Origin of the sequence: Microbacterium sp. AR7-10, from assembly GCF_001878835.1 — a bacterium.
GTDB lineage: Bacteria > Actinomycetota > Actinomycetes > Actinomycetales > Microbacteriaceae > Microbacterium > Microbacterium commune.
Genome location: NZ_MJIR01000116.1, coordinates 1 through 11,808, shown reverse-complemented (window position 1 = coordinate 11,808; position 11,808 = coordinate 1). Strand labels below are relative to the sequence as shown.

At 70.0% G+C, this 11,808-nt stretch carries 12 protein-coding genes and 1 pseudogene; 12 read left to right on the top strand and 1 reads right to left on the bottom strand.

Annotated elements, in window-relative coordinates:
- Positions 1–765 (bottom strand): sigma-70 family RNA polymerase sigma factor (locus BFN01_RS14655; protein WP_071645057.1); only part of this gene is annotated, 765 nt, incomplete at its 3' end.
- Positions 766–970: 205 nt separating this feature from the next.
- On the opposite strand from BFN01_RS14655, the gene flgN reads away from it, so the two are divergent.
- The 12 genes and pseudogenes from flgN to BFN01_RS14595 form a co-directional block, all read left to right on the top strand.
- Positions 971–1,453, top strand: a complete 483-nt coding sequence (gene flgN, locus BFN01_RS14650; protein WP_071645056.1) for a flagellar export chaperone FlgN — start codon at positions 971–973, stop codon at positions 1,451–1,453.
- 5 nt (positions 1,454–1,458) lie between these two features.
- Positions 1,459–2,868 carry a flagellar hook-associated protein FlgK gene (gene flgK / locus BFN01_RS14645; protein ID WP_071645055.1) on the top strand — a complete coding sequence of 470 codons (1,410 nt, stop codon included), beginning with the start codon at positions 1,459–1,461 and terminating at the stop codon, positions 2,866–2,868.
- A gap of 13 nt (positions 2,869–2,881) precedes the next feature.
- Positions 2,882–3,763 carry a flagellin gene (locus BFN01_RS14640; protein WP_071645054.1) on the top strand — a complete coding sequence of 294 codons (882 nt, stop codon included), beginning with the start codon at positions 2,882–2,884 and terminating at the stop codon, positions 3,761–3,763.
- Positions 3,760–4,131 carry a flagellar assembly protein FliW gene (locus BFN01_RS14635; protein WP_071645053.1) on the top strand — a complete coding sequence of 124 codons (372 nt, stop codon included), beginning with the start codon at positions 3,760–3,762 and terminating at the stop codon, positions 4,129–4,131. Before BFN01_RS14640 ends, BFN01_RS14635 begins: the two co-directional genes overlap by 4 nt.
- A gap of 216 nt (positions 4,132–4,347) precedes the next feature.
- Positions 4,348–5,175 carry a response regulator transcription factor gene (locus BFN01_RS14630; protein WP_071645059.1) on the top strand — a complete coding sequence of 276 codons (828 nt, stop codon included), beginning with the start codon at positions 4,348–4,350 and terminating at the stop codon, positions 5,173–5,175.
- Positions 5,176–5,264: 89 nt separating this feature from the next.
- Positions 5,265–6,893 carry a cell wall metabolism sensor histidine kinase WalK gene (locus BFN01_RS14625; RefSeq protein ID WP_071645052.1) on the top strand — a complete coding sequence of 543 codons (1,629 nt, stop codon included), beginning with the start codon at positions 5,265–5,267 and terminating at the stop codon, positions 6,891–6,893.
- On the top strand, positions 6,890–8,065 hold the full coding sequence (locus tag BFN01_RS14620; protein WP_071645051.1) for a hypothetical protein: 1,176 nt from the start codon (positions 6,890–6,892) through the stop codon (positions 8,063–8,065). Before BFN01_RS14625 ends, BFN01_RS14620 begins: the two co-directional genes overlap by 4 nt.
- Before the next feature lie 178 nt (positions 8,066–8,243).
- On the top strand, positions 8,244–8,831 hold the full coding sequence (gene tsaB / locus BFN01_RS14615; protein ID WP_071645058.1) for a tRNA (adenosine(37)-N6)-threonylcarbamoyltransferase complex dimerization subunit type 1 TsaB: 588 nt from the start codon (positions 8,244–8,246) through the stop codon (positions 8,829–8,831).
- Complete coding sequence (gene rimI, locus BFN01_RS14610; protein WP_071645050.1) at positions 8,828–9,382, top strand: ribosomal protein S18-alanine N-acetyltransferase; 555 nt, start codon at positions 8,828–8,830, stop codon at positions 9,380–9,382. The genes tsaB and rimI overlap by 4 nt, the downstream gene beginning before the upstream one ends.
- The gene (tsaD, locus tag BFN01_RS14605; RefSeq protein ID WP_071645049.1) at positions 9,379–10,446 is read left to right on the top strand and encodes a tRNA (adenosine(37)-N6)-threonylcarbamoyltransferase complex transferase subunit TsaD; all 1,068 of its coding nucleotides are present in this window, start codon (positions 9,379–9,381) and stop codon (positions 10,444–10,446) included. The genes rimI and tsaD overlap by 4 nt, the downstream gene beginning before the upstream one ends.
- A complete protein-coding gene (locus tag BFN01_RS14600) occupies positions 10,443–10,883 on the top strand; it encodes a hypothetical protein (protein ID WP_071645048.1) in 441 nt (146 codons plus the stop codon). The genes tsaD and BFN01_RS14600 overlap by 4 nt, the downstream gene beginning before the upstream one ends.
- A 3-nt stretch (positions 10,884–10,886) precedes the next feature.
- A pseudogene (locus BFN01_RS14595) lies at positions 10,887–11,808 on the top strand (hypothetical protein); the annotation flags it as partial.

Here is an 11,808-nt window from a genome sequence, read left to right as displayed (position 1 = left end):
TGCTGCGGGATGCCCTGGAGCGGTACTACCGCGACGGAGAAGAGGCACCGACGCGGAGACCCGCGAGGTCGTCGGTGCCTCTTCTCCGTCGCGGTAGTACCGCTCCAGGGCATCCCGCAGCAGACGGATCGCCTCGGCGCGCTGCTGCGACACGGCCGAGTGCGAGACGCCCAGTTCTTCAGCGATCTCCTTCACGGGGCGCTCGTCGATGTACACGGCGTGCACGATCGATCGCATCCGCTCAGGCAGTGCCGCGATGGCGTGCTCGAGCACGGCGCGTCGCTCGGCGACCACGGCCGACTCCTCGGGCAGCGGCGTGTACGAGGCGAGATCCGACTCGTAGACCTCGTCGAGCGTGGTCACGGTGCGCGCGGCGTCGGCGAGGGCGCCGGCCACTTCGTCGTGCGAGACGCCCATCGTCGTCGCGATCTCGGCGACCGACGCCTGACGCCCGAGTGCCGCCGACAGGGTCTCCTGCACGGCGGTGGTCTCTTTGATACGACGACGGATGCCACGGGTGGCCCAGTCCATCGAGCGCATCTCGTCGGCGAACGCCCCGAGGATGCGCCGACGAGCGTAGGCTCCGAACGGCACCCCCAGTGAGGGGTCGAATGCATCGGCGGCGGTCACGAGGGCGAGGGCGCCGGCCGAGGCCAGCTCTTCGCGCGGCACGTGCGTCGCGCGCGCGTGCGTCTCAGAGGCCAGGTACCCCACCAGCGGCAGGTTCTCCTCGATGAGCCGATTGCGCTCGTCACGAGTCGTCATGGCAGTGGCCTCTCCGTACGAATACCGAGGCCCCTCAGCCCCGAATATGGTCGGTCCCCCCCTACCACGTTTTGAATACTAGCGGCATGGGGAGAAATACCCACAGCATTCGGATAACAATCATGTGGAGGCGGTCGATAGCTAGATGCTGACGGGTCGCACGACCCGTTGTCCGCTGGGGGAAGCACACTGGGGAAGAGAGACAATGGGAGCCAACGAGTTGTCGATGCAGCTGTGGCGCGAGCGCGAACTGCTCGAGCTTCTGCTGTTCAAGCTGGAGGAGCAGGAGCTGCTGCTCGCCGCCGGCCGTTCGCGCTGGATGCACTTCGCGACGCGCGAGATCGAGCAGGTGCTCGAGGGGCTTCGCTCCGCGAGCATCGCCCGTGTCGTCGAGGCGGAGAACCTCGCTGAGGAGTGGGGAGCGCCGCAGGATGCCGGCATCCGTCAGCTCATCGACAGCGCGCCGAAGGGGGCATGGGGGGACGTGCTCACCGATCACTTGAGCGCCCTCACCAAGCTGACCGACGAGATCGGACGGTTGAGCGACGCCAACTCCGAGCAGCTGCGTGCCGTCATGCGCGCCACGCAGGATACGATCGCCGGACTTGGAGACGACACCGGCGAGTACACCACCCACGGTGAACGCGCGAGGGAGAACTCCGCGCGCATCATCGACACGGAGATGTGAGGAACATGTCGACTTTCAGTGGGCTGGGCACGGCAGCCAGCGCTCTCGCCGCTGCGCGGCGCGGGATGGACGTCGTGGGACAGAACATCGCCAACCAGGCGACCGAAGGGTACACACGTCAGCGCGTCAGCACGTCGGCGATCGCCGCGGTGGCGCAGTCGGGCAGGTTCAGCATGGGCGCCCTGCCCGGCCACGGTGTATCCGTCGACGGGATCGCCCGGCTGGGCGACGCGCTTCTCGACGCGCGGGTGCGCGACACCGTGTCGGCCGCAGGATTCTGGTCGGCGCGCGCGCTCGCCGCGACCACTGCCGAGACGGCACTCGTCGAGCCGACCGAGCACGGTCTCGCCACACGTCTCACGCAGTTCTGGAACTCCTGGCAGGACCTCGGGAACACACCCGACCAGGGAGCGGCCGCGGCGACCGTGCTCCAGTCCGCCTCGGAGCTGGCGACCCAGATCGCCGGCGGATACCGTGCCGTGGCGACGCAATGGGCCGATGGAAGACAGGCCGCCGAACGAACCGTCGCCCAGATCAACACCGCAGCATCGCAGATCGCCCAGCTGAACACCGAGATCCGCGAGGCGCTGGGTGCCGGCCGTTCGGCGAACGAGCTCATCGATCAGCGTGATTCCCTCGTACAGACCACGGCCCGGCTCGCGGGCGCCAAGGGCACGCTCGAGGCGGACGGCACGATGACGGTGCGTATCGACGGCAACGCGCTCGTCTCCGTAGGGGATGCCCGGTCTCTGACACTCACCGGGCCCGCGGCCCTCGACCACCCGGGAGCGCTCTCCGTGTCGTGGAGCGGAGCCGACGGGTTCGCCGCGTCTGTCGAGGGTGGGGAGCTGGGCGGGATGCTGAGCGTGCTCGCACCCGCGAAAGACGGAGGCACGCTGGCGGGCCTTGCGGATTCGTATAACAAGGTCGCCACCGCTCTGGCGACGGGTGTCAATGATCAGCACCGTCTCGGCGTCACCGCCGCGGGGCAGAACGGGGGCGACTTCTTCGCGCTGTCCGCCGCGGGTCCCGCAGCGCTCGGCCTCACCGTCGCCGTGCAGCAGGCATCCGACCTCGCCGTGGGCAAGCCCGGGGGCGGCCCCCTTGACGCCGGCAACGCCGACACGATCTCGCAGATCGGACGTATCCCGGGCGGACCAGACTCGATCTGGGGTGATGTCGTGGCCGGTTTCGCGGTCGCGACGGCAGGAGACATCCAGCGGGCGAAGCTCTCTGACGTCGCATCGGTCGCCGCGATGGGAGCGCAGCGCTCGGTCGCCGGCGTCGACGGCGACGAGGAGACCCTCAGCCTGCTCACGTACCAGACGGCGTATCAGGCGGCGGCGCGGGTGCTGACTGCGGTCGACGAATCGCTCGACGTGCTGATCAACCGCACCGGTCTCGTGGGCCGCTAGGAGGAGGACGAACATGATCTCTCGCGCGACCGCGTCATCCATGACGCACACGGCCATGCGCCAGCTGCAGGCGAACCTCTCGGAGCTGTCGCGCCTGCAGGAGCAGGCGAACTCGCAGCGGGCCTTCCTCGCACCCTCCGACGACCCGAACGCTGCGGCCACCACGCTGCGCCTGCACGCCGAGCAGCGCCGCACCGAGCAGCACGCCCGCAACATCGACGACGGCATCTCCTGGCTCGCCGCCGCCGATTCCGCGATCAGCGCGAGCACCGCCCTGCTCGCGCGGGCCCGCAACCTCACCGTGCAGGGAGCGAACGACGGCGCGATGGACGCGACCGCGAAGGAGGCCATCGCGGTGGAACTCGAGGGCATCCGGGATGAACTGCTCGCACGGGCGAACACCACGCTGCTCGGACGCTCGGTCTTCGCCGGCACCTCCGACCGGCCTGCCTTCGACGCGGCCGGCGACTTCAGCGGACTCCCTGACGCGGAGGTTGTGCGTCGCGTGTCGGACGAGGCGTCCATCCGAGTCGACACCGACGGGGCCGCCGTCTTCGGCAGCGGGGACGACTCGGTGTTCAACCTGATCGGTCGGATCGTCACCGACCTGCGCAGCGGAGTGAACGTCGGCCCCCGACTGAACGAGATCGATCAGCGACGCGATGCCATGCTGAGTGTGCAGGGCTCGGTCGGAGCCCGGCAGTCTCAGATGGAGCGCGCCAAGGAGGCGACAGTGCAGGACTCGGTCTCACTCGAAGCGCGACGAGCGGCGGTCGAAGACGTCGACTCCGTCGAGGTGATCGTGCAGCTGCAGGCGCAGGAGCTCGTCTACCGTTCGGCGCTCGCCGTCACCGGCCGCGTGCTGCAGCCCTCACTCCTGGAGTTCTTGAGATGACCGCACTTCTCGACTTCGTGACTCCTCCGCTGGGTCTCGCGCCGCACACCCGCTTCCGGCTCAACCCGATCGACGGTGCGGACGGACTCTTCTCCCTCGGCGCGATCGATGACGAGGGGCTGAGGCTGTACGTGGTCGACCCACAGACCGTCGTCTCGGACTACATGCCGGTTCTGACAGATGAGCACGTCGATGCCCTCGGGCTCACGACGCCCGACGACGCGCTGCTGCTGGTCGTCGCGAGCCACACCGCGGAGGGCGTGCACGTGAATCTGCTGGCTCCGATCATCGCCAACAAAGCGACCGGCGCGACCGCCCAGGTCATCCTCGAGGGGCAGGACTACCCGTTGCGCGCCCCGCTCAGTTGATCGGCGCCTCATCGCGAACCGGCGCAGACAACGACCGATGGCGTATCTGTTCCGAGAGGTTGTAATGTCATCAATACCGACGCGAGCGGATCAGAACCCGAGCCCAGCTCGACGCGACGCCCGGTTCCGCGCCCTCACGGCACGGAACAGCGGCGGTGACGGCGGTGATCTGTGCAGCGGCGCGAGCTGCTCGACGACGCGGGGAGCTGGCTTGCGGTGAACGGTTCAGAGTCGAATGCGGTGATCATCGGCGGTGCCCTCGAACTGGCCCAGCTGCTCGCCGACACGTGTCGAGAACTGGGGTTTCATCCCGCACTCGTCGCGCTGCAACCGGACAGCATCACCGTGATCCGCGAGCAGGCACCGCGGCTCACCCTTCTGGTCGCCGACGAGCCGGGGCCGGCGGCACTGCAGCTCGTACGAAGCATCCGCGCCGCCAGCGCGACCCATCTCATCATGCTGTCTGTCCTCTCCGAGCCGGCCGATGTGCTGCACGGCTTCGATGCCGGTGCCGACGATTTCCTGACTCTTCCCGTCCGCCCGCTGGAGCTGAGGGCACGCATCGGGGCACTCACACGCCGATCGGCCGGACACGCGGGATCGGCCGGGCAGGCGCCGACCCGTCCGTCCGGTGCAGCGGAGGGCGCCCCCGCGGCAGCGAGCGCCGCAGCGCGCAACCCGTCGGCAGGCCTCGACATGACCGGGCAGGACGACGAGGAGAGGTGGCTGCGACACGGCAGCATCGCGCTGAACCAGCGCAGTGGCATGGTGCTGGTCGACCAGCGGGAGATCCGTCTCAGCCCGGCGGAGTTCAACGTGCTGGCCACCCTGCTGCAGTTCAAGCGTCGAGTGCGCAACCTATCCGATCTCGCGCTCGTGATGCGCGGAAAACCGACCGGGGAGTGGTACGAGGTGGATGAGTCAGAGAAGGCCAGGGTCGACGCGTGCATCTTCGAGCTGCGGCGCAAACTGGGAGACACCCCTGACGGATCGCGGTACATCGAACGTGGTCCCGGCGCCGGTTACAGGCTCTCTGCGCAGTGACCGGTGGTCGTCGTCCGCAACGTGCGCAGAGAGCGCGCGTTGACACGGGTAACCTTGTCCCTGGGGTGAGCAGGGGGAGATTCCGCGGTATGCGTCGTACGTCGTCGATCCTGCGCTGGCAGATGATCTGCACCGGTGCCATGGTGAGCGTCGCGCTGATCATCGCGATACTCAAGCCCGCCGTCTTCGGACATGCGCTCTTCCTGATGGGGCTGACGCTGATCGTGCTCGTCACGATCGGCGCGTTCCTCGCTCCCTGGCACCGGATGCCCGGGTGGGTCACTATCGTCGTGCCGTTCCTCGACATCCTCGGGATCGGCTTCGCCGTCTCCGCCCAGGACATGCGGGTCGGCTTCCTGTGGGTGATCCCCGTGGCCTGGCTCGCCACCTACCACGCGGGGTGGGTGGTGGCCGCGGCGGTCGGCTTCGTCTGCGCATGCCTCACCGCATTCGCCGGCGGGCAGGGCACGCCCTCCGACACCGCGGTGCGGGTGGTCATCACCGCCCTTGCACTCAGCTTCCTCGGCACGAGCATCCGGGTCGGAGCGAGGCAGAGCCGGGCCACGCGCCGACTGCTGCGGCGACAGTCGGACCAGATCAATCGCACGGCGGACCGCGCCGCCGGTCACGAGCGCAGAGTCACCGACATCATCGACGCCCTCGACACCGCACTCGTCACGGTCGCCAGCGACGGCGGCATCCTGAAGATGAACGAGACGTACCGCGCGCTGTACGGCAGAGACCGGTACGGGGCTCAGCTGCCCGCTCAGGCCGTCGAGTACGACGACCATCGAGGCGAGCCGCTGCGTCGCGGTCACACCACGCTCGCACGTGCCGCCCGTGGTGAGCGGCTTCAGGCCGAACGCGTGTGGCTCTACGACACGCTCGGCCGATGGCGTGCGCTGGATGCGACCACGCATCCGACCGCGCCCTTGACCGACGACACCGAGACGACGCTGCTCATCCTCGACGACGTCACCGAGCAGCTCGAAGCGAGCGCGGACAGGCAGAAGATGGTCGCGATCGTCTCGCACGAGCTTCGCAATCCGCTCACCGCCATCATCGGGCACGTCGACCTGCTGCTCGACCGCGATGATCTTCCGCCTCGGGTGCACGAGCAGCTCGAGGTGATCCTGCGCGCCGGGGAGCGGATGCAGCATCTGGTGAGCACCGCCCTCGAGACCGGGCGCGCGGCGTTCACCGAGCCCGAACCCGTCGACCTGCGCGTGCTCGCCGACGCCGCAGTCGAGCTGTTCCTGCCGACCGCCGCCGGCAAGGGGCTGAACCTGTCGGTCGTCGGACTCGAGACGCTGATGACCACGGGTGACGCCTTCCGGCTGCGGCAGGCGATCGACAACATTCTGAGCAACGCCGTCAAGTACACGCCGGGGGGCGGCAGCGTCTTCATCCGACTCGGGATCTCGCGCGATCAGCGGGCGCAGGTCACGATCTCGGACACCGGGGTCGGCATCGCCGCCGATGATCTGGAACGGCTCTTCGAACCCTATTTCCGCACATCGGATGCCGTGCACAGCGGCATCCCCGGCACCGGACTCGGCATGGGCATCGTGCGTGCCATCGTCGAAGAGCACCACGGCGAGCTGACCGTCACGAGCCAGCCGGGCGAGGGCACGCATGTCGAGATGCGATTGCCCACCCACGCGGCCCCCGCGATGAGCGCCTCCCGCAGCGAGACCCCGATCGAGGAGAGTCGATGAGCGACAACGTCCACGTGTACGCCGGTCTGTATGCCGGGCTGCCGCAGGCCCTCATGGCCGTGGTGACGATCTGCACGGCCGCGGTCGTCGGCCTGGTTCTGCTGCACCGCCCCGACCGAGCGGCGGCGGCCTGGTCGACCGCGTTCGCACTGGGGCTGCTGGGGACGTACATGTGGGTGGCGGCCATCGAGCTGGAGCTGCCGGCGGTGCGTGCGCTGGCATCCGGACTGCTGCTGTGCGCCGAGCCGCTGATCTGGCTGGGTGTGCGACTCTTCGCCGGCCGTCGGGCGACGTGGCCGGCCGCGGTGATGTTCGTCGCCCTGGTCCCGATCATGCTCGCGCTGACCGTCGACAGCGACGTGTTCCCCATCTTCTTCCGGGTCTGCTTCGCCGGCGCCGGCGTGTTCGCGGGCCTGATCGCCTTCGATCTCGTGCGGCTGAAAGGTGTGCCGCGTGACATCCTCCTGCCGCTCATGCTCTCCTCCGGCGGCTTCGTGCTCGTCGCCGCGCTGAACCTGGTCTGGACGATCTCGTTCCCGCAGACGTCCGGTGAGGAGCAGGTCGCCGTTCTGCGCGACATGAACGTGATCGGCACGATGGTGACGACCGTGACGGCGACGCTGACCATCGTCCTGCTCGTGCGCATGCAGCCGGCCGCCAAGGCCGCCCGCTCGGCCGCTCCGGATGCGGCGATCCGTGAACGCGTCGATCGTGTGCGCGCCCATCAGGAGCCCGCGTGGTCGCTGCTCGATGTGCGACTCGACGACGTGCGCGATCTGCGCGAGTCCTCGGGGGCGTCTGATTTCGCGCGGCTTCTGACGAGGTTCCGGTCGCGGGTCGTCGCGGCCCTGCCGCCGACGGCTGATATCGCGGTCGTCGACGACAGTCGTCTGCTCGTGCTGATACCCGGGAGTGACGAGGCGGTGACCCACCACTTGCGCACCCTGCTCGAGCGCGTCTCGGCGATGGATCGCCGGGAGAGCACGACCGCGATCAGGATCTCGGCCAGCGTCGGCTGGGCGACCATGCTGGACGCGCGATTCGACTACGACAAGCTCCTCGAGCTCGCCGCACAGCGCGCCGAGAGCGCCGGCGAGCTCGGCGGCGACCGGTGGGGACGCCCGCGTCGAGACGCCGTCACGATCGCCGACGGCGAGACCTCCAACCGGTGACGACGTGCGCGCCGTCGCTCGGCACGCCGCTGGTCCCGAATGGCCGCATCGACGCGTGCGAGGCGGCCATTCGGGACCAGAGAGCAGAGCGGGCGGATGCCAGCGGTCTGGGCTCGCAGTGCTGAACGGGCAGCGGTCGCGTCGCGGCCGCGACGGACGACCCGGCTACTCTGAGAGGGTGATCCTCGCCGTCGACACCTCGCTCGGAACGACCGTCGCCGTCGTCGCCGCCGACGGCCGCACCCTCGCCGAGGCGAGCACCCCCGATCCGCTCGGCCATGCCGAGGTGATCGGCGATCTGCTCGCCCAGGTGGTGCGTCCGGGCATCACGCATGTCGTGGCAGGCATGGGCCCAGGGCCCTTCACCGGCCTGCGCATCGGGATCGCCGCCGCGCGCGCGTTCGCGCTCGGTCGCGGGGCGCCGCTCATCCCGATCCCCAGTCACTTCGCGATCGCTCTCGACGCGAGTGCGGACGGACCGTTCGCGGTGGTCACCGACGCCCGCCGCCGCGAGATCGCGGTGAGCGTGTTCGACGGGGTGGATGCCGACGGCATCCCGGCACTCGTCCGACCGACCCGTCTCGAGAAGCGCGGCGTCGAGCTCGACGAGCCGGTGCACGAGACCACCGAGCTCTCCGCCGCGGCACTCGCCCGGGTCGGCGCCAGGGCGATCGCGGCCGGCCGTGTGCTGGCCGACGCCGAACCGCTCTATCTGCGCTCGCCCGACGTCGTGCAGCCGGGCGCTCCGAAGCGGGTGAGCTCGTGACCCTGCGGACCGCGACCCTCGACGACCTCGCCGCGATCATGGACCTCGAGCGGCGCGGATTCCCCGCCGACGCGTGGAGCGAGCAGACGATGGGCGCCGAGATCTCGAGCCTGCACAACCTCTACCTCGTCGACGTCGAGGGCGAGCACGTGGTCGGGTACGGTGGCGTGCGCGCGCTGCGGGGCTCGTCGGACGCCGACATCCAGACGATCGCGCTCGATCCGTCGGTGCGCGGCCGGGGGAGGGGGCGGGCGCTGCTGAGGGCGCTGATCGCGACCGCGCTCGATCGCGGGGCGCGCGAGCTGTTCCTCGACGTGCGTGACGACAACACCGTCGCGCGGGCGCTGTACGCCTCGGAGGGCTTCGTCGAGCTGGGACGGCGACCCGGGTACTACCAGCCGGATGACGTGGACGCGGTGGTGATGCGCCTGGACCTGCGGTCGTGGGCGGATGCCGCAGATCCGGATGCCGCAGATCCGGATGCCGCAGATCCGGATGTCGCAGATCCGGACGCCGCAGATCCGGACGCCGCAGAGGAGGCGAGCGCATGACCGGACCCCTGGTGCTCGGGATCGAGACGAGCTGCGACGAGACCGGCATCGGCATCGTGCGCGGCCGGCAGCTGCTGTCGAACACGATCGCCTCGAGCATGGACGAGCACGCCCGCTACGGCGGCGTCGTGCCCGAGGTCGCCGCACGCGCGCACCTCGAGGCGCTGCAGCCGTCGATCGAGCGCGCACTGACCGAGGCCGGAGTCACGCTCGATGACCTCGATGCGGTCGCGGTGACCAGCGGACCCGGCCTCGCCGGAGCGCTCATGGTGGGCGTCGGCGCGGCGAAGGGCCTCGCAGTCTCGCTCGGAAAGCCGCTGTACGCGGTGAACCATCTCGTCGGGCACATCGCCGCCGACATCCTCACCTCCGACGATCGCGCCACCGCGCCGCTCGAGTACCCCACGATCGCCCTGCTCGTCTCCGGCGGGCACACCTCGCTGCTGCACGTGCGCGACCTGACGACCGACGTCGAGCTGCTCGGTGAGACCGTCGACGACGCCGCGGGCGAGGCCTTCGACAAGGTCGCCCGGCTGCTCGGCCTGCCGTATCCGGGCGGGCCGCAGATCGACATCGCGGCCGCCGACGGCGACCCCAGGGCGATCCGCTTCCCGCGGGGGCTGTCGAAGGCATCCGACATGGCGAAGCACCGGTACGACTTCTCGTTCTCGGGTCTGAAGACCGCCGTCGCGCGCTGGGTCGAGCGGGCTGAGGCGGCCGGGGAGCAGGTGCCGGTGGCGGACGTCGCCGCGAGCTTCCGCGAGGCGGTGATCGACGTGCTCGTCACCAAGGCGCTCGCCGCGTGCGAAGACCGCGGTGTGCCACGTCTGCTGCTGGGCGGCGGCGTGATCGCCAACCGACGGCTGCGTGAGGTCGCCCTCGAACGGGCGGCGGCAGCCGGGGTCGCCGTGCGCATCCCGCCGCTGTCGCTGTGCACCGACAACGGAGCCATGATCGCGGGCCTCGCCGCCGAGCTCATCGCGAACGGCCGCGGGCCGTCGACGCTCGGCTTCGGCGCCGATTCCACGCTGCCGGTGACCGAGATCCAGGTGAGTCCGGCATGAGCGACCCGCGCATCGAGCAGCCCACTCCCGAGGTCGAGCGGCCAGGCGGCGGTGCCGCGGTGCCCGGTGCGTCGAAGCGGTACGCCAAGCTGCCGACCGCGCCGGTGCCGGTCGAGCGCACCGCGGCCGCGCATCCGGATGCCGACGAGCCGTCGCCGCTGGGATGGGAGCCGACGACCGGGGCGACTCCCGTCGACGACGCCCGTCTCGCCCCGTGGGCGCTGGTCGCGGCGATCGTCGCCCTCGCGACGTCGATGTTCGTGGGCTGGGGGATTCCCGTCGCGATCATCGCGGTGATCTCCGCGATCATGTCGCTGCGTCGTCCGGTCGAGAACCGGTCGGTGGCGATGTGGGCGCTGGTGCTGGGATCGTGCGCCACCCTGTTCAGCGCGGGGTGGCTGGTGTGGGCGGCCATGCAGCTCGAGAAACTGGGGTGATGGATGCTGAACCAGGCGGAGAGCTCCCGACGACGTGAGCTGCAGCGCCGGGCGTTCGCCGCGGGCGGCGGGGTGACCGAGGCGGAGCTCGCCGAGCTGCGGGATCTGGATGCCCGTGCCGCCACCGGGGCCGAGACCATGCCGGTCGCTGGGGCGGCGGGGCATGATCCGGTGTCGGCGCCGGAGCCGGCGGGTCTGGCGGGGGCGTCTGAGCCGGCGGGGCCGTCGGCATCGATGGCGGCGCTCGGCGAGTCCGTGCAGCGTGCGCCGGACGAGCCGGATGAGCAGCCGGCCGGGCCGGCCGCTGCGCCGACGCGTCGACGTCCGACTGTCGCGGCGCTCGTCCTCTCGACGCTGATCGCGCTCCTGCTGGGGTTCGGCGGCGCCTGGATGCTGCTGAGCCGCGACGGCACGCCGGCCATGACGGCCGAGCAGGCGAAGGCCATGGCCGAGATCGAGGAGACCGCACGCTTCGATCCGGGGTCGATGACGTACCTCGGCGAGCGGTACGGCGCCGCCGTGTGGCGCGCATCCGCCCGGGACGGCGAGGAGACCTGCCTGGCCATCCACGTCGTCGATCGCAGCGACCACCAGTGCATGCCGCCGCCGGACGAGGACACGCCGTACGCGCAGCCGGTGGGTGTCTCGCTGAACCGGTCGGACGGCGATGCGCAGTGGTCGTACTGGGCGTCGCTCGTGACCGACATCGCCGGGCGCGAGGCGCTGATCGTACAGCGATACGACATGGCGGCGGGCTTCGACTGGGAGGCGCAGTACACCCCCGACGAGCGGCGCTACATCAGCATGCTCGAAGCCGAGGGCGTGGTTCCGAGCTCCCTGCAGATCATCGGCTACGACGGTGACGTGCCGGTCTTCATCTCGCAGGACGAGCGCACCTGCGTCTACGCCGTCGATACGGCGACAG

Bases quoted from the DNA above. Each gene is read 5' to 3' on its own strand.
- flgN (WP_071645056.1), top strand. From the start codon at position 971: ATGGGAGCCAACGAGTTGTCGATGCAGCTGTGGCGCGAGCGCGAACTG.
- flgK (WP_071645055.1), top strand. From the start codon at position 1,459: ATGTCGACTTTCAGTGGGCTGGGCACGGCAGCCAGCGCTCTCGCCGCT.
- BFN01_RS14640 (WP_071645054.1), top strand. From the start codon at position 2,882: ATGATCTCTCGCGCGACCGCGTCATCCATGACGCACACGGCCATGCGC.
- BFN01_RS14635 (WP_071645053.1), top strand. From the start codon at position 3,760: ATGACCGCACTTCTCGACTTCGTGACTCCTCCGCTGGGTCTCGCGCCG.
- BFN01_RS14625 (WP_071645052.1), top strand. From the start codon at position 5,265: ATGCGTCGTACGTCGTCGATCCTGCGCTGGCAGATGATCTGCACCGGT.
- BFN01_RS14620 (WP_071645051.1), top strand. From the start codon at position 6,890: ATGAGCGACAACGTCCACGTGTACGCCGGTCTGTATGCCGGGCTGCCG.
- tsaD (WP_071645049.1), top strand. From the start codon at position 9,379: ATGACCGGACCCCTGGTGCTCGGGATCGAGACGAGCTGCGACGAGACC.
- BFN01_RS14600 (WP_071645048.1), top strand. From the start codon at position 10,443: ATGAGCGACCCGCGCATCGAGCAGCCCACTCCCGAGGTCGAGCGGCCA.